The organism is Aequorivita sp. CIP111184, from assembly GCF_900489465.1.
Taxonomy (GTDB): Bacteria; Bacteroidota; Bacteroidia; order Flavobacteriales; family Flavobacteriaceae; genus Aequorivita.
The window spans coordinates 231,711-256,425 of sequence record NZ_UEFQ01000013.1 but is presented as its reverse complement, the minus strand read 5'-3'; the positions used below and the strand labels follow the sequence as shown (position 1 = coordinate 256,425).

Here is a 24,715-nt window from a genome sequence, read left to right as displayed (position 1 = left end):
AGTTTTATTCGACAAAAATACTGACTCTTTTGAATAGTTCACAAAAAAATGATTCATTTCATTCTTTTTTTTGTGAATTCTTACAGTAGAAGGTTGATTTTTCTACTTTCTTTTAAAAAGTGGAACAGAAGAGCAAGCTTCCCCATACATAATACTTTTTGCAATGGGCTGAAGTTTTTGGGCCAAAAGCACATAGGCATTCTGTGGAATTGGTTTGTGGGCGCACCCTTTTATAATTACAGCTTTGTCTGTAAATTCTGAAACATCTAAATCCTGAAGTAATTCTGCGAAAAGAATGCTTTCTAATTCTTCTAAACTTCCAACGGCAATTTTCTTCGCATACGGCGCCAAATGAAGTGATAAAAGTATGTATGCCCAACCAGGTATAATTGCATCTGAACTGCAAAAAAGCGCAACATATTTATCTTGGTATTGGCTCCAATCGTGTTCTTTAGCTTTTTCACGAAATTCACTTTCACGCAGCACAATACCTTCCATTAACCACTGGGAGATATCAAAAGAAACCCGCTCACCTTTAGGATAAATTTCCTCAAAATCAAAGGTTACAAGCTTGCTATTCGCTACGCGATTTATTATTTCTCCGGACACAATTCAATTTGTTATTTCACCTATAGCCTTATTAAAGCATTCCCAATTCCAGCTTAGCTTCTTCGCTCATTAGCTCTTGAGTCCACGGCGGGTCGAAGGTTATTTCTACTTCGGCATCTTTTATCATTTTCATTGACTTTACTTTGTCTTCCACCTCCATTGGTAAACTTTCTGCTACTGGGCAGTTGGGTGTGGTAAGCGTCATCAATATTTTTACTTCACGATCCTCGTTTATAAAAACGTCATAAATAAGCCCAAGTTCATATATATCTACAGGTATTTCGGGGTCGTAAATGGTTTTTAGGACGGTTACTATTTTTTCGCCCAATTCGGCCATATCTATTTCTGCTGCCATCTTATTAATTTTTTAATTGTGTTTGATATGCCAATGCATACATTTTCATTTGTTTTATCATTGAAACCAAGCCGTTTGCACGTGTAGGCGAAAGGTGCTCTTTTAGCCCAATTTCATCAATAAAATGAGTATTCGCATCGAGTATTGCCTGTGGTTTTTGGTTTGAAAAAACCCGTACCAAAATTGCGATAATTCCTTTTGTAATTATGGCGTCACTATCTGCAGTGAAAGTAATTTTTCCATCATGAATTTCAGAATTAAGCCATACTTTACTTTGACAACCTTTTATAAGCTTGTCATCGGTCTTCAAATTTTCGTCAATAAGTGGAAGTGATTTACCCAGATCTATCATATATTCATAGCGCTGCATCCAGTCTTCAAACATTGAAAACTCATCTATCAGTTCTTCCTGTATTGCTTCAATCGTCATAGGTATTTTTTAATTATTTGTGTCTTTGGCAGCAGTGAGGATAACACTTCGGTCTGTTTTAGAATAAAATGTAAGTACTCCATTTTGTAAACCGTAAGTTCCAGTATTATTCAATGCATTCAAAAAGTCTCTTTCTGTTTTCATAATATTTTTATCTGTACACATTTTTTCGCTAACCGCTAAATCGCCAAAACTGATGCTGTAAAGATCAATGGTATAAGTACCAAAAACCGAATTGCAACCCGTTGTTCCACGAAAGGAGTTATCTAAAGCGGACATTGTAAAAGTTGGGTTTGTAGTATTAATAAGTTTTTTTCCATTTATAGCAGAAACAGTATAACTGCCTGTTAACTGAACGCTTCCAGCAACATCAATTACTTTTTTGGTTTCATCGCAGCCTGTAAAAAATAGTGTAAAAATAAGAATAGATAATGTGGTAAGTGTTTTCATCTGTATAATATGTTAGATTGTTAGAAGGATGGAATGCCCAAATTTGCACCTTCAATTATTTTAAAATCTTTATTGAGCATTTCATAATTTTGTTTTAAAGGTTGAATAAATCAAAATTCAACCTTTAACGTTTATTGGTATATTAACTTAGCATCATTTTAGCTTTTTTCACAGCTTTTACCAACGCGTCTACTTCTTCCAAAGTATTGTAAAAAGCAAAGGATGCGCGTATCGTTCCGGGAATATTGAAAAAATCCATAATCGGTTGGGCACAATGGTGGCCGGTACGCACGGCAATGCCCAATTTGTCAACAATTGTTCCGATATCATACGGATGAATTCCTTCAATGTTGAAGGAAACGACCGAAGTTTTTTCTGGGCCTGTGCCGTAAATTTTCAAGCTTTCTATTTCCAGTAATTTTTCTGTGGCATATTTCAACAGTTCGTTTTCATGCTTTTCAATAGCTTCGAAACCGATTTTATTTAAATAGTCAATCGCAGCTCCGAATGCAATTCCGCCACAAATATTGGGCGTTCCTGCTTCAAATTTATGTGGAAGCACGGCGTAGGTAGTTTTTTCAAAAGTAACTTCAGCAATCATCTCACCACCACCTTGATAGGGCGGAAGTTTGTTTCCCCATTTTTCTTTCATATAAAGAATACCAACACCCGTTGGTCCACACATTTTGTGGGCAGAGGTCACATAAAAATCTGCATCTAGTTTTTGAAGGTCGGGTTTTATGTGCGAACAGGATTGCGCACCGTCAATAAGCACGGCGGCTCCTACTTTGTGCGCTTTTTGAATAATTTTTTCAATTGGGTTTATGGTTCCCAATGCGTTTGAAATATGGTTAACGAAAACTAGCTTCGTTTTTTCGGAAAGCAATTTTTCATATTCATCTATAATCAAAACACCTTCTTCATTCATCGGAATCACTTTCAAAATGGCGCCAGTGCGTTCACAAAGCATTTGCCACGGCACAATATTACTGTGGTGCTCCATTGCCGAAACGATTATTTCATCTCCTTTTTTTAGAATATCCGAAAAACCATTTGCCACCAAATTTATTCCGTGGGTTGTACCTGCGGTGAAAATGATTTCATAAGTTTCTTTCGCATTAAAATGCGTCTGAATTTTTTTTCGTGCAGCTTCATAGGCATCCGTAGCTTCCTGAGACAAGGTGTGCACGCCACGATGGATATTTGCGTTGTAGTTACTGTAATAATCCACAATAGAATCAATAACCTGCTGTGGTTTTTGAGAAGTGGCGGCATTGTCCAAATACACCAACGGATAGCCATTTACCTTTCGGGAAAGGATTGGGAAATCATTGCGTATTTTTTGAATATTGAAAGACATTTGAATTTTTTATGAATATGCAAATACTGCTAGTGGCTTACTGTAAATACACAAATGTTATAAGAATATTATTTATGTATTTACGGCCTATATATTAAAGCTGAAACCCTAAACTAACCCCAATTTTATTGGCGATAAGCTTGTTGATTCGCACTTTTAATTCGGGAATTTTAACGCTTTCTAAAACGGTGTTTGCAAAAGCGTACATTAGTAAAGCGCGTGCTTCCTTCAATCCAATTCCACGGCTTCGTAAATAAAACAACGCATCTTCATCAAACTGACCTATAGTACAACCGTGTGAACATTTTACATCGTCTGCGAAAATCTCCAACTGTGGTTTAGCGTTAATAGTTGCTTTATCGTCAATTAAAATATTATTATTCTGTTGAAAAGCATCCGTTTTTTGGGCATCTTTTTCAACAATGATCTTTCCATTAAAAACACCTACGGAAGATTCTGCAAAAAGACCTTTATAATCTTGGTGACTTTCGCAATTAGGTGCAATGTGGTGTACCAAAGTATTGTGATCTACATGTTGTTTGCCTTCAAGAATTGTAATTCCCTTCAAGGTAGAATCGCAATGTTCACCTTTTTGATAAAAATTGAGATTGTTTCTCACCAATTTTCCGCCAAAAGCGAAAGTATGTACGCGACATACTGTATCACGCTCCTGTGATATGTATGTATTGTCAATTAACGAAGCTGTTTCCGCATCGTTTTGGATTTTATAGTAATCTACATAAGCGCGTTTTTCAGCAAAAATTTCTGTAACTGAATTAGTTAAAACTTCATTACTGGAAAGGCTTTGGTGACGTTCAATAATTTGAACATGCGCATTTTCTCCAACCACAATCAAGTTTCTTGGTTGCAGGAACATTGCGGCTTCATTACCAGTTGAAAAATTAATTATTTCAATAGGCTTTTCAACTTCTTTGTGGGCTGGAATATGAATATATGCGCCTTCTTTTGTAAATGCCGTATTTAAGGCTGTCAAGCTATCGCTTTTGGCAACTTTATTAAAATAGGCTTCAATTACAGGCTTGTATTTACTTTTGTTCAAAGCCGAAGACATCAAACAAACATCCAATGTATCGTGGGTAGTTTCCGAAAGGAAAGAGTTGTAAACCCCGTCCACAAAAACAAGTTTGTAAGTATCTATTTCATGAAGGAAATACTTGCGTACATTTTGTAATTCAACATTGCGTTCCTTATTTGAATAAATGCTATAATTTGGTTTCAATAATGAATTTAGCGATGTATATTTCCAAGCTTCATCCTTTTTAGTTGGAAATCCCTCTTCTTCAAATATTTTAATGGCATTGTTTCGAACATCATGTAATGGCGAATCGAACTCCAAATAGTCTTCGAGAGCGATGTATGATGATAATAATTTGTCTTTAAAACTCATTTCTTTTTTATTCAAAGTTCAAGGTTTAAAATTCAAGGTTCAAAGTTGATAACCTTGAATTTTAACCTTGAATTTTTTAAACCAATTCTTCTTTAATCCAGTCGTATCCTTTTTCTTCTAGCTCATACGCTAGCTCTTTGGTGCCGGATTTTACTATTTTTCCATTCATTAATACGTGAACAAAATCTGGAACTATATAGTCTAAAAGGCGCTGATAATGTGTTATTACTACTACAGCATTATCTTTATTCTTTAATTTGTTTACACCGTTTGCAACAATTTTTAAAGCATCAATATCCAGTCCTGAATCTGTTTCATCAAGAATGGCTAGTTTGGGTTCTAACATCGCCATTTGGAAAATTTCATTTCGTTTCTTTTCACCACCAGAAAAACCTTCGTTTAGGGAACGTGAAAGAAATTTTCGGTCAATTTCCAGCATATCTGCTTTTTCCTTTATCATTTTCAGCATTTCAGAAGCTGGCATATCTGCTTGTCCTTTTGCTTTCCGGGTTTCGTTGATGGCCGTTTTTATAAAGTTTGTCACTGAAACTCCGGGAATTTCAATGGGATATTGAAACGAAAGAAAGATGCCTTTATGTGCTCTTTCCTCAGGGTCCAATTCTGATATATCTTCATTTTCAAAGGTGATATAACCTCTAGTAACATCAAACTCTTCTTTTCCAGCAACTACTGATGCCAACGTACTTTTTCCTGAACCGTTGGGTCCCATTATTGCGTGAACTTCGCCTGCTTTTACTTCAAGGTTGATGCCTTGCAGTATATCTTTTCCTTCTAGTCCGGCGTATAAATCTTTAATTTTTAACATTTTACTTTTTCTTAGCTGTTTCGTCTAATTTAATATCTACTTCTGAAGGCGTATTGTTAACCCTCATAATTTCTTTAATTGTAATAACTTCTTCCCATTCACTGTCACTATCAGTGTTTTTGGAAACCACACCGCGAACGATGACACCAACCATATCAAAATCTTCCTTTTTTACGGCTGCTACTTGTTTTGAAAGCTGTTCGGAAAGTGCGTCACGTTTAACGCCATAAATAAAATTACTTCCCATCAAAACCAAGGCACCGTTTGAATCTATAAAATCTCCTTTATAAGCTTTTAAATTTTCTGCATTTTCAGTAGTGATTTCTTCGTTATCCTTATTTTTTTCTTCAGAATTTTTACAAGAAAAAACTACTGCTGAAAGCATTAACAACAAAATGATTTTTTTCATAATTAATAGTTGATTTAGTTTTAAAAATATTGAGATTTTAAAAGGAATTGTTATCCAACAGATCCTTCAAGACTTATTTCCAATAATTTTTGCGCTTCCACGGCAAACTCCATAGGAAGTTTGTTTAGTACTTCTTTACTGAAACCATTTACAATCAATGCAATTGCCTTTTCGGTGTCAATACCGCGTTGGTTACAATAGAAGATTTGGTCTTCTCCAATTTTGCTGGTGGTTGCCTCGTGCTCAATTTGGGCGGTTTTGTTTTTTACCTCAATATAAGGGAAGGTGTGTGCGCCACAACTATTACCCATCAACAAAGAATCACACTGTGAAAAATTCCGGGCGTTGTCTGCATTTGGCATAATTTTTACCAAACCGCGATAGCTGTTCTGTGATTTTCCAGCTGAAATACCTTTAGAAATAATGGTGCTTCGTGTGTTTTTGCCAATGTGAATCATTTTAGTTCCCGTATCCGCTTGCTGAAAATTATTGGTAACGGCAATGGAATAGAACTCGCCAATTGAATTATCGCCTTTTAAAATACAACTTGGGTATTTCCACGTTACAGCGCTTCCCGTTTCAACTTGCGTCCAAGAAATTTTCGCTCTCTTTTCACAAAGACCTCTTTTGGTCACAAAATTAAAAACCCCACCTTTTCCGTTTTTATTACCTGGATACCAGTTTTGTACGGTTGAATATTTTATTTCGGCATCGTCCAACGCAATTAGTTCAACCACTGCTGCGTGCAATTGGTTTTCATCGCGGCTTGGAGCGGTACAGCCTTCTAAATAACTTACATAACTTCCTTCATCGGCAATTACTAGGGTTCTTTCAAATTGTCCCGTTCCTGCTTGGTTTATCCTGAAATAGGTGGAAAGCTCCATTGGGCAACGAACGCCTTTTGGAATATAGCAAAATGAACCATCGCTGAAAACGGCGCTGTTTAAAGCTGCATAAAAATTGTCGCGCTGCGGCACTACGGTTCCCAAATATTTTTTCACCAATTCCGGATGTTCCTTTATAGCTTCAGAAATGGAACAGAAAATAATTCCTTTTTCCGCCAAAGTCTTTTTAAAAGTGGTTGCAACAGATACTGAGTCCATTACAATATCCACAGCAACTCCGGCGAGTTTCTTTTGCTCGTCTAGAGAAATTCCCAGCCTTTTGAAAGTGTCTAAAAGTTCAGGATCAACTTCATCAAGGCTATCATATTTTGGTTTCTTATTGGGAGCTGAATAATAGGAAATATTTTGAAAATTTGGCTTTTCATAATGCACATTTGCCCAATCTGGTTCCACCATTTCCTGCCAATATCTGAAAGCTTCCAAGCGCCATTCGGTCATCCACTCTGGTTCTTCTTTTTTTAGGGAAATAGCTTTCACAATTTCTTCATTCAATCCAATGGGAAAAGTGTCAGATTCTATATCTGTATAGAAACCATATTCGTATTCCTTGGTTTCCAGTTCTTTTTTTAAATCATCTTCTGTATACTTGCTCATCCTCATTTAATATTTTAAAGTGAAAAAGATTCTCCGCAACCACATGTACGGTTTGCGTTGGGGTTGTTGAATACAAAGCCTTTTCCGTTAAGTCCGCCACTGTATTCCAGCGTTGTGCCTACGAGGTACAAAAAGCTTTTTTTGTCCACGGCAATTTTCACATTTTCTTCTTCAAAAAGTTTATCATTTTCGCCCAAGCTGTGGTCAAATTTCAGCTCGTAGCTCAAACCGGAACACCCACCACTTTTTACACCTACGCGGACAAAATCCACGGCAATGTTAAAGCCGTCTTCGGCCATCAGTTGCGCTATCTTGGTTTTTGCATTTTCACTTACCTTAATCATATATAGATTAATTCTAAATTAGATGGCAAATATACATCAAATAGTACTTTTAACCATAAAGAAGCTGGATTTTAAAACTATGATACAATAGTTTTAAACAATAATTAACAGTACGTTTTAAATCGAGTAGAAGTGCTTGAAAAAGAGGTGCAAATTAATTTGGATTCTGAAAATCGGGGTTGTTTATAAAAGAAGGATCTGAAAGTGAAAGCAGGAAGGCTTTTAAGTCTGCTTTGTCTGGTTCAGTCAAATGCACGCCTCCTGTTGATACAGCTTTCATTAAGGGGTCAATAGTTCTAGAATAAACCAAACCTTCACTATAATGATTTATTACGTTGTCTAAAGTTGCAAAGCGGCCATCGTGCATATAGGGTGCAGTGTAGGCAAGGTTCCGTAAAGAGGGCGACTTAAATTTCCCGTCATCGTTTGGATCTCCGGTTACATTGCCCAATCCTTTATCAGTAATTATGGCGTCCAGCCCATTGTTGTGGAAAATATTGTCGGTCCACAATGGATTGAATTCATTTCCATGACAATGAAAACAGTCCCCGCGAGCTTCATCCATAAAAATGGCAAAACCGTTAATTTCTTGAGGTGTCAAGGAGTTTTCTCCCAACAAATACCTATCAAAAGGTGAATTGGCTGAAATAAGGGTGCGTTCAAATTGCGCAATCGCTTTGGCGGTCAACTCTTTTGTAATGGTCGGTGTTCCAAAAGCTTTATTAAAAAGTTCGGGATATTCCCCGTGGCTTTGCAAACTTCCAACTGCATTTTCCCAAGTATTGTGCATTTCAACCGGATTGGTAACAGGTTCCAGAGCCTGTTTTTCTATGCTATTGGCGCGGCCATCCCAGAATAATTTTGAATTGAAATTCCAAGCCATATTGTAAATTGGCATAGAATTACGCGTTCCTTCAATTCCGTCAATACCTATACTAAATTGCGCATCATCTGTAAAGGAATTACTCGGTTTGTGGCAAGATGCACAGGCTTGTGTTCCGTCTCCGGAAAGAATGGGGTCGAAAAAAAGTTTTCTTCCCAAGGCAACTCCTTCCACAGTTTGGGGGTTGTCAGCTGGAATTGAAGGAATAGGAAGAAATTGATCAAAAATGGCAGGAACGGTCAAAGGCTGGGGCGTTGCCACATACCCATCGTCTGTTTCCGTTTCTTCTGGTTTTGGATCGTCAGAAGAACAGGAAACAAATAAGGTGAGGGTAAAAATCCCAATCAAAAAACAATATATTTTCCTGGACCGTTCCTTCATTTTTTTAAAAATTATTGGGTTATTTCCCCAATGCTGAACACGGTTTGCCCGTTTCGGTTCATATCTTTTTGTGCCAAATAATTCATCATAAGCCCAGTGCTTCTGTCGTTCAGATCCCAAATCAGCGGATTTTTGTACCATTCGGAAATGTCCATTTTTATCTCAATTGTTGCATCATTCGAAATGGTAAAATTCATATCAAAATTGAACTCAATGTGGTTTGCCTCAAAAACTCCATTATTTGCTGCCGTGCCGTTGTGGAAGTTATATGGCTGTGTTTCGCCATTTTCATCTATAAAGGTTCCGTCCATTTGCATAAAATGGTATCCGCCACCAATCATTTCGGGCCAGCCCCAATCCGCAATGTTCAAATCCTCGTAAGCACCACTTATGTTGTCTTCTTCATTGAAACCATATATGAATGATATTCCCGTGTAATCACCAGTGGTTGCAGTTAAAGCAGGGTTTAACGTTAATGTAGTTGCATCGGCAAGATCCACCAATTGATATTCATCAAAAGCCACGGTGGTGCCATCACTTTTGTGAAGCTCAATGCGGGAAATTAAATAGCGAAGTCGGGTAATATGCGCAAGATTTCTAGCATCATTTATATAAAGGTTTGTGTTGAAATTTAAAGGTGTTACATCAGTCGAATCTGCCCAAGTTTGGGTAAACTTAAAGGATACATCGGCATTGGTAGGCGTATTATTGCCACCATCATCATCATTGTTGCAACCAAACGCAACAAATGCCAGAATTAGTAAAAAAGCTATTTTTTTCATAGGTTAAATAAATGGGTGTTATTTTTTGGGTTATTTTAATTTAATTACTAAAAAGTCTTTAGAGCCTTGGTTCAAAGGAATATCTACATCGTTACTTTCAGTATCGCCTACAGCAATTATTTTACTATCTGATGATTCAATAGCTTCAGAAGCAAAATCGAGACTAGAGCCACCAATACTTTTTTCAAATTTAAGGCCTCCGTTACTATCAACCACAAATATCCAAGCATCGTTTACACCATTATTGGTTTGCAAATCTCCATCTGAACTCCTGCTGTGCCCAGAAAGTATATAATCACCATTTGTGCGTTGCACAATACTGTGTGCGGTGTCAAACTGTGAACCTCCAAACGATTTCTGCCAAATTTTATTACCGTTATCGTCAAATTTGACCATCCAAGCATCAGCATTGCCACGAGGAGAAGTTACATCTTGATCGCTACTTCGTGAATCACCGACCATAATATAATTGCCATCATTTGTTTTTAATGACGCATAGGAATTGTCTATCTCTGCCCCTCCATAAGATTTGGTCCAAACCAAATCTCCCGAGGAAGTTAAACGGACCGCCCAATAATCATAACTTCCTTTGGGATCTGTTTTGTCAAAATCAACACTTTCGGAAGTTCCTGTCATTAAAAAACCGCCATCATCAGTTTCCAAAGCATCATAGCTTCGGTCGTTGTTGGTTCCGCCAAAATAGCGTCTCCATTGTGTGGAGCCATTTGCAGCTAATTTTATGCCCCAAAATTCACCTACACCGTGAAGAATTCCCTTTTGTATGTCATTTCCAGCGCCACCACTTGCAGATACATCAAAAAAACCTGTAATGAAATATCCTCCATCTGAGGTTTGAAAAGTTTTAAAAGCTTGATCACTCCCAGAAAACCCAAAGTTTTTGTCCCATATTTTATTGCCTGTAGCATCTACTTTAACAATCCAATAGTCCTGAAAGCCTTCGTTTCCCGAAACATCGCCATCGCTACTTGAGGTATAACCACTTAAAAGGTATCCGCCATCATTCGTTTTGGTAATGCGGGCCGCGTTTTCGTCATTACTTCCCCCATAGGTTTTACTCCAAACTTTTTCTCCAGATTTTGAAATTTTTAGCAACCAATAATCGCTATCGTTTCCAGTTCTGCCAGTTAGATCTCCATCGGAGCTTCTCGTGTTTCCTAAAATAACAAAGCCCCCATCTGCGGCTTCCACTACTGAAATAGCTTCGTCACTTTCGCTTCCGCCAAAGGTCTTTACAAATTCTATTTCTCCGGTTATTTCTTGGGCTGGGCCATCATCACCTCCTTCGTCTTTTCCGCAGGAAATACTTAATAATGTGAGGGAAAGCAAAAGTGGAAGCGCTTTTAAATTATTTTTTTTATGAAATAGCATAAGGGGATAGGTAATTTATTTTTAGTCTATTAACAATCTTTTTGTTGTGGCTGAATTTATTTTCATAACATACATTCCAGCTTGTAGATTTGAAATGTTTATGTTTTCTGAAAGGCTTTCTGTAAAATTTTGATCCATTACTTTTTGACCCAAAACGTTGAATATTTCAACTTGATTAATTGGATCTGCCTTTGAGCTAATTGTCACAAAATCCTTTGCAGGGTTAGGCGCTACAGAAAAATCCAAAGCGGTATTATCGTTCAATCCTAAAAGGGGATCTCTAACTATAAATAAACCTCTATCTATATCGCTAATTACTATATTTCCACTAGCAAAGTATGGGTAAACACTCCAAGCACCATCAAAATTGGCAGAATTGTTATTAGGGTAGGTGTCGAAAAATTTGGTTTCAACCATGTTTTCATTTTCAATATCGCTAATGTCTATTATTCGTAGACCAGCTCTATAGCTTGAAAGATAAAAATCAGTACCTAAAACATAGCCGTTATGGTCAATTGCTTGAGTATCTGCTTCATACTCAAAGTGTACTACTGGATTGTCTAAGTCACTTACATCAAAAATGATTGTTCTTGTATTAAAACCAAAACTAGACTCATCTAATTCATCACCAATAATAAAGTAACGTTTGTCTTCGGTAAGCCAGCCTTGGTGGGTATATTCAACACTACCATACAGACCAATTGAAATACCCTGAGGATTATTTTTATCGGTTACATCAACAATAGAAACTCTGTCTTCATTGCTTCCAAAAAATATTTCACGTCCAGCATAATCTGAATCTGGACCATCATACATAACTACTTGCGCATCGTGACAATAATTGTCATCACTAAAGCCACCTGCAGCTACAGGGTTTAATGGATCTTGGATATTTACAAAATGTGGACCTCCGCCGAAAGTGCTAGTTCCAACTGCATAGGCATAACCAGTTTCTTCATTGATAACTATGTTATGGCAATGCCCAAAACCACCGTAATAGGCATCTTCAGAAAAAGTGGCGGGTGGATTTTGTACATTTCTTAGTCTTGTTAAATCGAAAACCTGCATTCCATGTCCGTTTGCTTCGCTTACAACAAACGCATAATTGTTATATACTTTTATATCTCTCCAAGTACTAGAATCTGTATGGGTTGGTAACTTTCCTAAATATATAGGATTTACTGGATCTGAAATATCAACAAAAGCAGCACCATTGTTCAAGCCCATTATCGCGTATTCTTTTCCGTCTTGCGGATCTGTCCATCCCCAAGAATCATTTCCTGAGTTAGCGTTCAAATCGCTAAGACTTAAGCGTGACATAAAATCTATGCCGTTGCAAGGATAAGCGCCTGCCATTCCATTTACGCATGGGGTTTGGGCAAATGAAAATGCACTGATAAATAAAGCTAGAAGTGGTAAAATTTTTCTCATGTTTTATAGAATAAGGATTAAAAAGTGCTAAATGTAACTATAATATAATCTTATCTACAAACGCAAAAGGTTAAATGTTAGTATAGTAATTGGCTTTGCTTAAATATGTCAGGCTAAAAACGAAATTTCGCATTATTTTCAAGACGTTTCGTTTATTGTTTTCGATGATGTATTTTTGCCACAATCTGTATTAAACCCAGTATCATGTTTGAAAATAAAGACAATTCCAGCACCAGTATTGAGAACTTAGGTGAGTTTGGACTTATTGACCATCTCACAAAAAATTTTAAAATAAAACAAAAATCAACCGTTAAAGGCATCGGTGATGATGCTGCTGTGATTTCTTGTGATTCAAAAAAAGAAATGATTGTTTCTACAGATTTGCTTTTGGAAGGGGTTCATTTCGATTTAAGTTATATGCCCTTAAAACATCTGGGCTATAAAGCAGTAGTTGTAAACCTATCAGACATTTACGCTATGAATGCTGAACCAACACAGATAACGGTTTCCATAGCGGTTTCAAATAGATTTCCTATAGAAGCTTTAGATGAGTTATATGCAGGTATTAAAGCAGCTGCAAAAGTCTATAATGTAGATGTGGTTGGTGGGGACACTACGTCATCAACTACAGGATTATTGATAAGTATAACTGCCATAGGAACTGTAAATAAAGGCGAAGCAGCATACAGAAGTGGCGCCCGCGAAAATGATTTGTTGGTAATAACCGGTGATCTTGGCGCGGCTTATATGGGTCTTCAGGTTTTGGAGCGCGAAAAGGAGGTTTTTAAGGTTAACCCAAATTCGCAGCCAGATTTGGAGCCTTATTCCTATTTAGTGGAACGTCAATTGAAACCCGAAGCCCGAAAGGATGTTTCGAAATTACTGGAAGAACTACAAGTGAAACCAACCGCTATGATTGACATTAGTGATGGATTATCTTCAGAAATATTACATATTTGTAAAAATTCAAACGTTGGATGTAATCTCTTTGAAGAAAAGATCCCGCTGGATCCACAAGTAATTTCAACGTGTGAGGAATTTAATCTTGATAGTACAACAATTGCATTAAGTGGCGGGGAAGATTATGAATTGCTCTTTACAATTAAAACAGAAGATTATCCAAAAATAAAGGCAAATCCTCACTTAACTGTAATTGGGCATATGACCAATGAAAAAGAAGGAATGCATTTAATAAGCCGTGCTGGAACAAAAATACCTTTAGTTGCACGAGGCTGGAATGCCTTAAAAAATAATGGATAGATTTTTTATAAAGACATAAGAATTTTTACCCCTCATTTTAAAGGAAAATATTTTTAAAGAAAATACAGTTTTCTAATGGATTGAAATTCTTTTCTTTTTTCTAAAGAATGAAGACAAGCACTCATTAACTTCGCGTTGTTTATAGGTAAGTGCTTCAAATTTACCAGAATAGCTGTTTGAAACCTCCCTGCCACAACAAGTACATTTATACTCGCTAATATGGTCAGTAATTTTTCGGGTTACAATGTAATCATGGCCAAATGCAGTGCATACAAGGCTCAAGATTGGAGTTTGGCTTTGGGGCGTAACTTTATCCATCTATGTTAATTTAATTGGGGTTAGTGAATCAATATTAACATATTTTTAGATAAAGTGCAAACTTTACAGGATAAAATGTAAATAATTCGCAATAAAATCACGATTTTCTATTGTACTGATATGACCTCCTTCAATTATTTTTAGTGAAACATTACATTTCTCAGCGACCTCAATTGTTTCCGAAAGCAATAAAATAGGATCCTCTTCTGCCAAGATCATATATTTCTCTTTGTTGAAATTCTTCAGTATTTCAGTGCGGTCTTTTCGGTCGCGCATTCCTTTTATTGCAGCTTTTATACCTTCCACGGGAAATGAATAGGCTTCTTTTTTTAAAGCTTCTATTTCTGAGGAATATTTTTGACGCGAAGTTTTAGCAAAAAGATTCCCGATAGCCATACTAATATAAGCTTGCGGGTTTTGATCAATAACTTTTAAAGCTCTATTTCGGTTTTCTTTTTTTTCTTCAGAATCTGCTATGGGAGTAGAATTGAGAAGTATTAGTTTTTCAATCTTTTCAGTAAACATTTCGGCGTAAGCCAAAGCCACGTAGCCGCCCATGGAATGACCTATTAAAGTTGCTGATGAAATCTGCAAATGTTGAAGTAATTCATTTACAACCTCAGCCATTAACTCCATAGAATGAATTTCTGAAATTACACCGCTTTTTCCATGACCGGGAAAATTAATTGTAACTATAGTATTGTTTTTTGAAAACTGTGGAATCAAAGAATTCCACATTGTAGAACTTTCCAAAAAACCGTGAAGCAAGACAAGTGATGGGCCGTTTCCTGAAATTTCATAATGAATTGGAATATTTTTATAGTGAAAAGTCATGTTCTGAAAAGGTGTGTAAAACCTATTTTTTAAAGGCTTTAGAATTAGATTTAACGAGAAGGTAAATAACACTTCCAATAACAATTGGAAAAAACAGATAGTTGGCTATTTGAGGATTTTCCATATTCGAATTGGCAAAACCCAACAAAATCATTGAAAGCCCTATAATAACTAATACGTTTCTTAATAGAACAGCCACTTTTTCAATCTTCACTTTTTCTTTTTCGACTTTACTCATAGTGTTGTAGCCGGCGATGAGAAAATAGAGTTTGAAATGCTTTATGAGAATTCCAAGTAGGATGAGAAAAATGCCAACATAGATATATGATGTTTCCATTAATGTTGTTTTATAAAAAAGACTTAAAAAGAAATTCTCTTTAAGTCTTTTTGCTTTAATCTTTATTCAATTTTCTACTTATTCATAATCTCTTCAATCTCTTCCGCTTCAATGGGAATATTGCGCATTAAGTTGAAAGGTTCTCCTTTTTTCTGAATAACAACATCATCCTCCAAACGGATTCCGAAACCCTCTTGTGGAATATAGATTCCAGGTTCAACGGTAAAGACCATGTCTTCGGTCATCTTTTCCCAAAGCACTCCGTAATCATGCGTGTCAAGTCCCATATGGTGACTGGTGCCGTGCATAAAATATTTTTTATAGGCTGGCCAGTTTGGGTCTTCGTTTTTTACATCTGCTTTGTCCAAAAGTTTTAGGCCCAGAAGTTCTTTGGTCATCAATTTGCCCACTTCTTCGTGGTATTCTTTCCAGTAATTTCCAGGAACCAACATTTTTGTAGCATCGTCTTTTACGCGTTTTACAGCGTTGTAAACTTCGCGTTGGCGTTTGCTGAATTTTCCGCTAACAGGAATGGTTCTGGTCATATCGCTTGAATAGTTGGCGTATTCCGCGCCTACATCCAATAGAATAAGATCGCCTTTTTTACACTGTTGGTTATTTTCAATATAATGAAGCACATTTGCATTGTTGCCACTTGCCACAATTGGTGTGTAAGCGAAGCCACGAGAACGATTTCTTAAAAACTCGTGCATAAATTCGGCTTCAATTTCGTATTCCCATACACCGGGTTTAACGAAATTTAATATTCTTCTAAATCCTTTTTCGGTGATGTTACACGCCTGTTGAAGCAGGTCAATTTCAATTTTATCTTTTACGGAACGCAATCCCTGTAATATTGGATTGCTGCGCTCCCAACTGTGTGCAGGGAATTTTTCTTTTGTGGTTTTGATGAAACGATCCTCGCGAGTTTCCGTTTCTACGCTTTGGCGGTAATGTTCGTTTGTGTTGAAATAGATGCGCTCAGCTTGCGTCATTACTTCAAAGAAAATCTTGTCAAATTCCTTTAGCCAATAAACAGATTTTATCCCACTTACCTCAGTGCCTTTTTCTTTGGTAAGTTTTTCGCCTTCCCAAACTGCAATGTGGTCATTGGTTTCGCGAACAAAAAGCATTTCGCGGTGTTCTTTGTTTGGAGCATCTGGAAAAAGAACTAAGATTGTCTCCTCTTGATCTGCACCAGTTAGATAAAAAATATCTCGCGCTTGTTGAAAAGGCATGGTGCTATCAGCGCCAATTGGATATATATCGTTACTATTGAAAACCGCTACACTTTTTGGCTTCATTTGCGCCATAAAGTTTTTTCGGTTTTTGATGTAGAGTTTGTTGTCTATCTGATCGTACTTCATCGTATTGTTTTATGAATTTCCTCAAAATTAATTATTTCAAAGTGATTCAAGCGGTAGAAAGGGTTAAAAGTGTATTAATTATGTTGGTTATGTTTGGGTCATTATTTTTAAAATATATCGGGATACAGTTAAGTGTCTCGCTAAAAACCATCAAGTTTTAAGCAAGATATTTCCAGAACAACTTGTTCTAGCTTTTAATTATTTTCTTTGTTTGAATACCGCTATCACAAATTATTTTAAGCAAATAAACTCCAGCTGAAAGAGTTGATACATTTACTTCGTTAAAATTGGCTTGCTGTATATTTTTCTTCCTGCCCAATAAATCATAAACTTCAATTCGATTTATTTTTGAAGATGTTGTTTTTATGTAAACCTTATCTTTGGTGGGAACTGGATAAACACTGACCGCATCCTTTTTAAAATCTTCTGTCCCTAAGAAATAGCCTTCAAAATTGTCAATTTCAAAATTTCCATTTTCGTATTCGCCATTAAAAGCAATTTCTTCATTGTGAATTATCCACATTTCAGCTGGCTCTGATAATACTTCATTTATTGTATTTGGCCCTTCAATTAATGTATAATATCCTTGCCATACAGAAAAGTATACGGATTGCCAATTTCCCGGAGATGAGGTTACAATAACTGGGGTTGTTTGAACAATCTTTGTTCCCGAATTATCTGTAAATCCAGAACGTATATAGAGATCAAACGCATTATCATTTTTTACACGAAACGCAATTGTACCACTGCCATCAGAATAATCAGCATTGAAATAAGTAGGGTTTTTAAGAGCCATTTCACCATTTACTGTATTAGTTCCGTCACAATTCTTCCTTAAATAATAGGTTCCATAATTTGGGGCTCCCGGTTGTTCTATAGACAAATTGGTTACAGAGCCATCAGAGTTCATCCAATCTTCAAAAGTTTGGGTTTCAAAGCCGGTTTCAAATGGAAATTGACCATAACAAAGGGAAACCGAAAAAAGCATAAAAGAGATGAAGAGTAATTTCATGGGTCTAGTTTTTAAAGTAGTCCAACTCAAATATACCAAAAATTCCCCTTCACCGCCATCGCTAATTCCTCATCGCTAAATTAAATCATTGCAAAACCGGCCCCATTTAATTACCTTCAACTTTTCAAAATCAAATACATGAACAAACTTTTTCTTTCGGCATTCTGCCTAGCTACTGCGATCGCTTTTTCACAAAAAACAGATACACCCGCAACAATCGTATCAAGCAGTATTCAACAAAAAACTCAATTGGCGCAGGCATCTTCTGTAAAAGACCTTCCTTTCAAAAGTATTGGACCCAGTATTATGAGCGGCCGCGTGGTAGATTTTGCCGTAAATCCAAACAATCCAACAGAATTTTATGTGGGCTACGCCAGCGGCGGACTTTGGCACACCAACAATAATGGCACATCTTTCACGCCTGTAATGGACAGCAGCCCAACGCAGAACGTAGGTTGCGTGGCGGTTGATTGGAAAAGCGGAACTATTTGGGTAGGAACTGGTGAAGTAAATGCCTCCCGTTCTTCGTATGCAGGAATTGGTTTGCTGAAAAGCGATGACAAAGGAAAAACCTGGCAAAATGTTGGGCTTACCGATAGTCATCATATTAGCAGTATTCTTATAAATCCAGCAAATCCAAACGAAGTTATTGTTGGGGCGGTTGGACATTTGTATTCCACAAATGAGGAAAGAGGTGTTTTTAAAACCACCGATGGCGGAAAAACATGGAGCAAAACACTTTTTATAAATAACAAAACTGGGATTATTGAGATTTCAACCAATCCTAAAAATTTCAATACAATGTATGCCGCCGCGTGGGACAAAGACCGCAAAGCGTGGAATTTTGAAGGCAGCGGCGAAGGCAGCGGAATTTATAAAAGCACAGATGCGGGAAGTACTTGGGTAAAAATTTCAACCGAAAATAGTGGTCTGCCAATAGGAAAAGGGATGGGGAGAATGGGCACTGCTGTGGTAGATGACAATACAGTTTATTTAATTGTTGACAATCAATTCCACAGAAAAGAAGAAGCTAAAAAAGAAGATAATGAGATTCTCTCCAAAGATGATTTCAAAAAAATGGACGTGGCTGCCTTTCTTGCTTTAGATGATAAAAAATTGAATCAATTTTTAAAAATGAATGGTTTTCAGGAAAAATACCGTTCGGAAAACGTAAAACAAATGGTGCGTATAGGCACCGTAAAACCTGAAGATTTAGCGAAATATTTGGAAGACGCAAACAGCGCCCTTTTTGACACGCCGGTTATAGGTGCTGAGGTTTACAAAAGTACAGATGGAGGCAAAACTTGGAAGAAAACCCACGAAGGTTTTTTGGATGATCTGTATTATTCCTATGGTTATTACTTCGGAAAAATTCATGTGGATCCCAGCGATGCCAACAAAATATATGTTTACGGAGTACCAATCCTAAAATCTTCCGACGGCGGAAAAACTTTTGAAACCATAGATGCAGATAACGTCCACGGCGATCATCACGCATTGTGGATAGACCCAAAAATGCCCGGCCATTTAATTGATGGCAATGATGGCGGCGTAAATATAAGTTACGATGACGGCAAAACTTGGATAAAGAATAATAGCCCAGCAGTTGGACAATTTTATTCTGTGAATGTAGATCACGAAAAAAATTACAGCGTTTACGGTGGCTTGCAGGATAATGGCGTTTGGGTTGGCCCGCACGATTATGAGGCAAGCTCTGGCTGGTTGCAGGAAGGGAAATATCCGTATGAATTTATTTTTGGAGGTGATGGGATGCAGGTGCAAATTGATAGCCGAAACAGTAATGTTGTTTATACAGGTTTTCAGTTTGGAAATTATTACAGATTGAACCGAAACGGTGCTGAGCCGGTTTACATTCAGCCAAAACATGAATTGGGCGATAGTCCGTATCGCTTTAACTGGCAAACACCAATTTTGTTGAGTGTGCACAATCAGGATATTCTTTATTTGGGTGGAAATAAATTGATGCGAAGTATGAACCAAGGTGATGACTGGACGGCAATTTCCGAAGATTTAACGCAAGGCGGAAAACCCGGTAATGTAGCCTACGGAACTTTAACCAGTATTAGTGAATCAATTTTCCAGTTTGGACTGTTGTATACGGGTAGTGACGATGGGTTGGTTTATGTTTCAAAAGATGCCGGCGGAAATTGGACAGCTATTTCAGGCAGTTTCCCCAAAGATCTTTGGGTGAGCCGCGTGATTGCTTCTTCCCATAAAAAAGAGCGTGTTTTCGTTACACTGAATGGCTATCGTTGGGATGATTTTAAACCGTATGTTTTTGTGAGTGAAAACTATGGTGCTACTTGGAAAGACATTAGCGGAAATTTACCCGCTTCATCAGTAAACGTAATTAGAGAAGATCCGGTAAATGAAAACTTGCTGTACTTAGGAACTGATAACGGGGCTTATGTTTCCTTCAATCGCGGTGAAAGTTGGGAAGTGTTTTCAGAAAATTTGCCCAATGTTGCAATCCACGATTTGGTAATTCAACCAGAAGCAAAAGATTTGGTTTTGGGAACCCACGGAAGATCGCTTTATGTGGCAGATATTGCGCTGCTTCAAAAACTGAACGAAGGCAATAAAGATGAAGTGGTTATCGCTGAAATGGACACAATAAATTTTTCACCCCGTTGGGGCAGTAAATATAGTACTTGGGGCGAAGTTAATGAACCAAAAATTAAAATTCAGTTTTACAGCCCACAAAGCGGAAAGGCAGAAATAACTATTAAAGCCGAAGACGGAAAGGAGCTGCAAAGTCTTTCTGTTAATGCAGTGAAAGGTGTGAATGGTGTAGATTATGACCTTTCCATTTCTGAAAAAGGAAGTAAGTTTTTTGATAAAACCGATACAAAAATAAAAAAAGCTGAAAACGGGAAGTTCTATCTACAAAAAGGGATTTATACTTTAAGTGTAAATTTATTGTCTAAAGTTCAATCAATTTCAATTAAAATTAAATAATTTACTACATTTGATGTATAACTTTAAAAACTTAACATGATGAAAAAATTACTTACACTTTCAATTATGCTTGCTTTAGGAACTAGTGTTTCTAACTATGCACAAAATGCGGAAGTTGCACCTATCGTTCAAGGTACCCCGAGTACTGAGAATACAAATGCACTTTTTGACCTTCTTTTTAACTACGACATTGGCGCCAATATTGGTGCTCAAGGAAATGCCGGAGTATGCTTCGTTAATGGAAATTTTTGGGTTTCAGCATGGGCTTCAGATTTTATCCATGTATTAGATATTAATGGAAACCTAATGGAAACATTCTCTATTCCTGGTGTTACTGGAACCCGTTCTATGAGTTGGGATGGCACTAACGTTTACATAGGAACTGCGGGAACACAAGTTTATTTAATTGATCCTGTTAGCAGAACTATTGATAATACTATTACCATTACACCTTCTACTAATGCTACTGCAAGAATGGTTGCTTACGATCCTACACTTGATGGTGGAAACGGTGGATTTTGGACTGGTAACTTTAGTTCAGATATAGCTTCTTTTGATTTGAATGGTAGTGAACTATCTGTAATTCCTTTAGCAACTCACGGAACAGCTATTTATGGTGGTGCGGTTGATTTAGTAACTCCTGGTGGACCATACTTATGGATTCACGACCAAACTACTGCTGGTGGTGGAGATTTAGTTGTACAACTACAACTTCCTGGTGGAACTCCAACTGGTGTTGTTTATGACTATAATTTATCTGGACAGCCAGGTGGTAACACTGGTATAGCTGGTGGTTTATTTATTTCTGATGAAGTAGTACCGGGAAAAGTAACTATCGTTGGTGTGAGCCAAGGTACTCCATCTGATCAATTATTTGGAGTTGAGTTAGCAGAAACTGCTGGTGTTAATGATAACACTCTTTCAAACTTCAGTCTATCTCCAAATCCTGCAAGCGGAAAAGTTAACATCAACACTTCTGTTGCTGGAGAAAAGCATGTAGTGATTTATGATGTTTTAGGTAAACAAGTTGCCAATACTACAGTTACTGGTACAGAGTTGAATATTTCTTCACTAAAAGCTGGTGTTTATCTAGTAAGTGTTACACAAAATAAATCAACAGCTACTAAAAAATTAGTAGTTCAATAAATAGAATTTTCAAGCTATTAAGAAAACCATTCGCGAAAGTGAATGGTTTTTTTGTTATAACAAATCTAAATAAGATACTATTAAGATATTTCTTTGGCATTCAATTTTGTGTAACGTATTTTTGCACAACTATTCTTGAAATAAAACCATAATGGCAATACTATCCTCTTCAATTGCACGAAAAGTTGCTATGGCACTTTCGGGCTTATTTCTTGTGTTTTTCTTAGCACAACATTTTACCATCAACATAACTTCGGTAATAGATCCCGAAACATTCAACAGTTGGTCCCATTTTATGGGGCATAACATTTTGGTGCAGTTTATCCTGCAACCGGTCCTGATCTTTGGGGTTGTTTTCCACTTTATAATGGGAATTGTACTAGAGATTAGAAACAATAATGCAAGACAGATTAGCTATAAATCTTTCAAAGGAAATAGAAATTCTACGTGGGCTTCACGAAATATGATTATTAGTGGCGCTGTTATTTTAGCTTTTTTGGGACTTCACTTTTACGATTTTTGGTTCCCTGAAATAATCCACAAATACATTGAAAGCAATCCACTGGATGCCACTCGTTATTACCCAGAGTTGGTCCATAAATTTGAAAGCCCTGTGCGAACAGGTTTATACTGCTTGGCATTTGTACTTTTGGCCCTTCACCTTTGGCACGGCTTTTCTTCATCTTTTCAAAGTATGGGCTGGAACAATAAGTATTCAAAAGGCTTAAGAGGGTTTACGCAGTTTTATGCAATATTTATTCCTTTAGGATTTATATTTATTGCGCTATACCTTCACTTTAATCAATAATCACCACGAAACGCAACGCTATGTCAACATTAGATTCAAAAATCCCAAAAGGACCCTTAGCAGATAAGTGGACAAATTATAAAAACGATATTAACCTAGTTAACCCGGCTAACAAACGTAACATCGACGTAATTGTAGTAGGAACTGGTCTTGCCGGCGGAAGTGCCGCAGCAACTCTTGCTGAATTAGGCTATAACGTAAAAACATTTTGCTATCAAGATTCTCCGCGACGTGCTCACTCTATTGCTGCACAAGGAGGTATCAATGCCGCAAAAAATTACCAAGGCGATGGTGATTCAAACTATCGATTATTTTATGATACCGTAAAAGGTGGCGATTACCGTTCTCGCGAAGGAAATGTGTACCGTCTTGCTGAGGTTTCTGCAAATATTATTGACCAATGCGTGGCACAGGGTGTTCCCTTTGCACGTGAATATGGCGGATATTTGGATAACCGTTCTTTTGGTGGCGTTTTGGTTTCGCGTACATTTTATGCAAAAGGACAAACCGGCCAGCAATTATTATTGGGAGCTTACTCTGCAATGAACCGCCAAATAAACCGGGGAAAAATTACACCGTATAACCGTCACGAAATGCTAGATCTAGTAATCGTTGATGGAAAGGCAAGAGGTATTATTGCTCGCGATTTGGTTTCTGGTAAAATAGAAAGACATTCCGCTCACGCTGTTGTAATTGCTTCGGGTGGTTATGGAAACGTATTCTTCCTTTCAACAAATGCTATGGGAAGCAACGTTACTGCTTCTTGGAAAATTCATAAAAGAGGGGCTTATTTTGCAAACCCCTGTTATACACAAATTCACCCAACATGTATTCCTGTTTCGGGAGATCATCAAAGTAAGCTGACTTTGATGTCTGAATCTTTACGTAACGATGGTAGAATTTGGGTTCCGAAGAAAATGGAAGATGCTGAAGCAATTCGTCAAGGAAAGAAAAAACCGAACGATCTTTCAGCAGAAGAAAGAGATTATTACTTGGAAAGAAGATATCCATCTTTTGGAAACTTGGTGCCACGTGATGTTGCTTCGCGAGCTGCAAAAGAAAGATGTGATGCTGGATATGGTGTAAACAAAACCGGACAAGCTGTTTTCTTAGACTTTGCTACGGCAATTGAACGCTACGGAAAAGAGCAAGCTGGAATCCACGGAAACCACAATCCATCTTCAGAAGAAGTTATCAAACTTGGAAAAAAAGTAATTGAAGATAAATACGGTAACCTTTTTCAGATGTATGAGAAAATCGTAGATGAAAATCCATACGAAACCCCAATGATGATTTACCCTGCGGTACATTACACTATGGGTGGCGTTTGGGTAGACTATGACTTACAGTCTACAATTCCCGGATGCTACGTAACCGGAGAAGCTAACTTTAGCGATCATGGCGCAAACCGTTTGGGAGCTTCAGCACTTATGCAAGGTTTAGCAGATGGTTATTTTGTGCTTCCTTATACTATTGGCGATTATCTAGCGCAAGATATTAAAACAGGAAAGATACCAACAGATTCGAAAGAATTCGACGAAGCCGAAAACAAAGTTCGTGAATTATTAGAGAAGTTGATAAATAATAAAGGAACACATTCTGTAGATCATTTTCATAAAAAATTGGGCCATATTATGTGGAACAAATGTGGAATGGCTCGTAATGCAGCAGACTTAAAATCGGCAATGACTGAAATTAGAGCTTTGCGCGAAGAATTCTGGAGAGATGTCAAGATTCCTGGAGATATGAACGAAATGAATGCCGAGCTTGAAAAAGCTACACGGGTTGCAGATTTTTTAGAATTAGGTGAATTATTCGCAAAAGATGCATTGCATAGAAATGAATCTTGTGGTGGTCACTTCCGTGAAGAATACCAAACAGAAGAAGGAGAGGCGCTACGAGACGATGAAAACTTTATGTACGTTGCCGCTTGGGAATATACTGGAGATCCTGGCACTGAAATTCTCCATAAAGAAGAATTGGAATACGAGAATATTGAAGTTAAATCGAGATCCTATAAATAGACTATGAAATGCCCGCTAACAATTTTCTAATAAAACGAAGATGAATAATTTGGGCATTCCATCTTCCGCTTTAT

24 protein-coding genes are annotated in these 24,715 nt (G+C 37.2%); 5 read left to right on the top strand and 19 right to left on the bottom strand.

The genetic code is table 11. The features are described from left to right. Positions 1–102 precede the first annotated feature (102 nt). The 14 genes from AEQU1_RS01300 to AEQU1_RS01235 form a co-directional block, all read right to left on the bottom strand. On the bottom strand, positions 103–609 hold the full coding sequence (locus AEQU1_RS01300) for a DUF2480 family protein (RefSeq protein WP_111878165.1): 507 nt from the start codon (positions 607–609) through the stop codon (positions 103–105). A 31-nt stretch (positions 610–640) separates the two neighbouring features. After that, entirely contained in the window at positions 641–964 is a 324-nt protein-coding gene (locus AEQU1_RS01295) for an SUF system Fe-S cluster assembly protein (protein ID WP_111878164.1), read from the bottom strand. Between the two features lie 4 nt (positions 965–968). Then, the gene (locus AEQU1_RS01290; RefSeq protein WP_111878162.1) at positions 969–1,394 is read right to left on the bottom strand and encodes a SufE family protein; all 426 of its coding nucleotides are present in this window, start codon (positions 1,392–1,394) and stop codon (positions 969–971) included. Between the two features lie 9 nt (positions 1,395–1,403). Further along, entirely contained in the window at positions 1,404–1,844 is a 441-nt protein-coding gene (locus tag AEQU1_RS01285; protein WP_111878161.1) for an META domain-containing protein, read from the bottom strand. Positions 1,845–1,986: 142 nt separating this feature from the next. Beyond that, the gene (locus AEQU1_RS01280) at positions 1,987–3,204 is read right to left on the bottom strand and encodes an aminotransferase class V-fold PLP-dependent enzyme (protein WP_111878159.1); all 1,218 of its coding nucleotides are present in this window, start codon (positions 3,202–3,204) and stop codon (positions 1,987–1,989) included. Between the two features lie 94 nt (positions 3,205–3,298). Then, complete coding sequence (gene sufD, locus AEQU1_RS01275; protein ID WP_111879016.1) at positions 3,299–4,612, bottom strand: Fe-S cluster assembly protein SufD; 1,314 nt, start codon at positions 4,610–4,612, stop codon at positions 3,299–3,301. A 76-nt stretch (positions 4,613–4,688) separates the two neighbouring features. After that, complete coding sequence (sufC, locus tag AEQU1_RS01270; protein WP_111878158.1) at positions 4,689–5,438, bottom strand: Fe-S cluster assembly ATPase SufC; 750 nt, start codon at positions 5,436–5,438, stop codon at positions 4,689–4,691. Position 5,439: 1 nt separating this feature from the next. Next, entirely contained in the window at positions 5,440–5,847 is a 408-nt protein-coding gene (locus AEQU1_RS01265) for a hypothetical protein (protein ID WP_111878156.1), read from the bottom strand. A 50-nt stretch (positions 5,848–5,897) separates the two neighbouring features. Further along, on the bottom strand, positions 5,898–7,346 hold the full coding sequence (gene sufB / locus AEQU1_RS01260) for a Fe-S cluster assembly protein SufB (protein WP_111878155.1): 1,449 nt from the start codon (positions 7,344–7,346) through the stop codon (positions 5,898–5,900). A 14-nt stretch (positions 7,347–7,360) separates the two neighbouring features. Next, positions 7,361–7,690, bottom strand: coding sequence for an iron-sulfur cluster assembly accessory protein (locus AEQU1_RS01255; RefSeq protein WP_111878153.1), 330 nt, complete (start codon positions 7,688–7,690; stop codon positions 7,361–7,363). Positions 7,691–7,844: 154 nt separating this feature from the next. Beyond that, positions 7,845–8,921 (bottom strand): cytochrome-c peroxidase, encoded by a 1,077-nt coding sequence (locus AEQU1_RS01250; protein WP_258455074.1) that lies wholly within the window; start codon positions 8,919–8,921, stop codon positions 7,845–7,847. Between the two features lie 44 nt (positions 8,922–8,965). Further along, a complete protein-coding gene (locus AEQU1_RS01245) occupies positions 8,966–9,736 on the bottom strand; it encodes an MbnP family protein (RefSeq protein ID WP_111878150.1) in 771 nt (256 codons plus the stop codon). Positions 9,737–9,766: 30 nt separating this feature from the next. Next, a complete protein-coding gene (locus AEQU1_RS01240; RefSeq protein WP_111878149.1) occupies positions 9,767–11,125 on the bottom strand; it encodes a hypothetical protein in 1,359 nt (452 codons plus the stop codon). 21 nt (positions 11,126–11,146) lie between these two features. Further along, positions 11,147–12,556 (bottom strand): choice-of-anchor B family protein, encoded by a 1,410-nt coding sequence (locus tag AEQU1_RS01235; protein WP_111878147.1) that lies wholly within the window; start codon positions 12,554–12,556, stop codon positions 11,147–11,149. 204 nt (positions 12,557–12,760) lie between these two features. On the opposite strand from AEQU1_RS01235, the gene thiL reads away from it, so the two are divergent. Further along, positions 12,761–13,816, top strand: coding sequence for a thiamine-phosphate kinase (thiL, locus tag AEQU1_RS01230; protein WP_111878145.1), 1,056 nt, complete (start codon positions 12,761–12,763; stop codon positions 13,814–13,816). 72 nt (positions 13,817–13,888) lie between these two features. Here the strand turns inward: thiL and AEQU1_RS01225 are convergent, their stop codons facing one another. The 5 genes from AEQU1_RS01225 to AEQU1_RS01205 all read right to left on the bottom strand — a co-directional run bounded on the left by AEQU1_RS01225 (position 13,889) and on the right by AEQU1_RS01205 (position 17,684). Then, positions 13,889–14,134: a hypothetical protein gene (locus AEQU1_RS01225; RefSeq protein WP_146743697.1), complete on the bottom strand. Its 246-nt coding sequence runs from the start codon at positions 14,132–14,134 to the stop codon at positions 13,889–13,891. A gap of 63 nt (positions 14,135–14,197) precedes the next feature. After that, positions 14,198–14,968, bottom strand: a complete 771-nt coding sequence (locus tag AEQU1_RS01220; RefSeq protein WP_111878144.1) for an alpha/beta fold hydrolase — start codon at positions 14,966–14,968, stop codon at positions 14,198–14,200. 22 nt (positions 14,969–14,990) lie between these two features. After that, positions 14,991–15,305: a DUF3784 domain-containing protein gene (locus AEQU1_RS01215; protein WP_111878142.1), complete on the bottom strand. Its 315-nt coding sequence runs from the start codon at positions 15,303–15,305 to the stop codon at positions 14,991–14,993. 74 nt (positions 15,306–15,379) lie between these two features. Then, positions 15,380–16,672 carry an aminopeptidase P family protein gene (locus AEQU1_RS01210; RefSeq protein WP_111878140.1) on the bottom strand — a complete coding sequence of 431 codons (1,293 nt, stop codon included), beginning with the start codon at positions 16,670–16,672 and terminating at the stop codon, positions 15,380–15,382. Between the two features lie 187 nt (positions 16,673–16,859). After that, positions 16,860–17,684 (bottom strand): T9SS type A sorting domain-containing protein, encoded by an 825-nt coding sequence (locus tag AEQU1_RS01205; protein WP_111878139.1) that lies wholly within the window; start codon positions 17,682–17,684, stop codon positions 16,860–16,862. A gap of 138 nt (positions 17,685–17,822) precedes the next feature. On the opposite strand from AEQU1_RS01205, the gene AEQU1_RS01200 reads away from it, so the two are divergent. The 4 genes from AEQU1_RS01200 to AEQU1_RS01185 all read left to right on the top strand — a co-directional run bounded on the left by AEQU1_RS01200 (position 17,823) and on the right by AEQU1_RS01185 (position 24,641). Beyond that, positions 17,823–20,663, top strand: coding sequence for a VPS10 domain-containing protein (locus AEQU1_RS01200; RefSeq protein WP_111878137.1), 2,841 nt, complete (start codon positions 17,823–17,825; stop codon positions 20,661–20,663). A gap of 36 nt (positions 20,664–20,699) precedes the next feature. Beyond that, positions 20,700–21,809: a T9SS type A sorting domain-containing protein gene (locus tag AEQU1_RS01195; protein ID WP_111878135.1), complete on the top strand. Its 1,110-nt coding sequence runs from the start codon at positions 20,700–20,702 to the stop codon at positions 21,807–21,809. 151 nt (positions 21,810–21,960) lie between these two features. Continuing rightward, entirely contained in the window at positions 21,961–22,617 is a 657-nt protein-coding gene (locus AEQU1_RS01190) for a succinate dehydrogenase cytochrome b subunit (protein WP_111878134.1), read from the top strand. Between the two features lie 20 nt (positions 22,618–22,637). Further along, the gene (locus tag AEQU1_RS01185; protein ID WP_111878132.1) at positions 22,638–24,641 is read left to right on the top strand and encodes a fumarate reductase/succinate dehydrogenase flavoprotein subunit; all 2,004 of its coding nucleotides are present in this window, start codon (positions 22,638–22,640) and stop codon (positions 24,639–24,641) included. The last annotated feature ends 74 nt before the right edge of the window (positions 24,642–24,715 follow it).

Coding starts and splice junctions, on each gene's coding strand:
- AEQU1_RS01220 (WP_111878144.1), bottom strand. CDS start 14,968: ATGACTTTTCACTATAAAAATATTCCAATTCATTATGAAATTTCAGGA.
- sufD (WP_111879016.1), bottom strand. CDS start 4,612: ATGAGTTTTAAAGACAAATTATTATCATCATACATCGCTCTCGAAGAC.
- AEQU1_RS01185 (WP_111878132.1), top strand. CDS start 22,638: ATGTCAACATTAGATTCAAAAATCCCAAAAGGACCCTTAGCAGATAAG.
- AEQU1_RS01245 (WP_111878150.1), bottom strand. CDS start 9,736: ATGAAAAAAATAGCTTTTTTACTAATTCTGGCATTTGTTGCGTTTGGT.
- AEQU1_RS01280 (WP_111878159.1), bottom strand. CDS start 3,204: ATGTCTTTCAATATTCAAAAAATACGCAATGATTTCCCAATCCTTTCC.
- AEQU1_RS01195 (WP_111878135.1), top strand. CDS start 20,700: ATGATGAAAAAATTACTTACACTTTCAATTATGCTTGCTTTAGGAACT.
- thiL (WP_111878145.1), top strand. CDS start 12,761: ATGTTTGAAAATAAAGACAATTCCAGCACCAGTATTGAGAACTTAGGT.
- AEQU1_RS01235 (WP_111878147.1), bottom strand. CDS start 12,556: ATGAGAAAAATTTTACCACTTCTAGCTTTATTTATCAGTGCATTTTCA.
- sufB (WP_111878155.1), bottom strand. CDS start 7,346: ATGAGCAAGTATACAGAAGATGATTTAAAAAAAGAACTGGAAACCAAG.
- AEQU1_RS01210 (WP_111878140.1), bottom strand. CDS start 16,672: ATGAAGTACGATCAGATAGACAACAAACTCTACATCAAAAACCGAAAA.
- AEQU1_RS01205 (WP_111878139.1), bottom strand. CDS start 17,684: ATGAAATTACTCTTCATCTCTTTTATGCTTTTTTCGGTTTCCCTTTGT.
- AEQU1_RS01225 (WP_146743697.1), bottom strand. CDS start 14,134: ATGGATAAAGTTACGCCCCAAAGCCAAACTCCAATCTTGAGCCTTGTA.
- AEQU1_RS01240 (WP_111878149.1), bottom strand. CDS start 11,125: ATGCTATTTCATAAAAAAAATAATTTAAAAGCGCTTCCACTTTTGCTT.
- AEQU1_RS01215 (WP_111878142.1), bottom strand. CDS start 15,305: ATGGAAACATCATATATCTATGTTGGCATTTTTCTCATCCTACTTGGA.
- AEQU1_RS01190 (WP_111878134.1), top strand. CDS start 21,961: ATGGCAATACTATCCTCTTCAATTGCACGAAAAGTTGCTATGGCACTT.
- AEQU1_RS01255 (WP_111878153.1), bottom strand. CDS start 7,690: ATGATTAAGGTAAGTGAAAATGCAAAAACCAAGATAGCGCAACTGATG.
- AEQU1_RS01295 (WP_111878164.1), bottom strand. CDS start 964: ATGGCAGCAGAAATAGATATGGCCGAATTGGGCGAAAAAATAGTAACC.
- sufC (WP_111878158.1), bottom strand. CDS start 5,438: ATGTTAAAAATTAAAGATTTATACGCCGGACTAGAAGGAAAAGATATA.
- AEQU1_RS01265 (WP_111878156.1), bottom strand. CDS start 5,847: ATGAAAAAAATCATTTTGTTGTTAATGCTTTCAGCAGTAGTTTTTTCT.
- AEQU1_RS01200 (WP_111878137.1), top strand. CDS start 17,823: ATGAACAAACTTTTTCTTTCGGCATTCTGCCTAGCTACTGCGATCGCT.
- AEQU1_RS01285 (WP_111878161.1), bottom strand. CDS start 1,844: ATGAAAACACTTACCACATTATCTATTCTTATTTTTACACTATTTTTT.
- AEQU1_RS01290 (WP_111878162.1), bottom strand. CDS start 1,394: ATGACGATTGAAGCAATACAGGAAGAACTGATAGATGAGTTTTCAATG.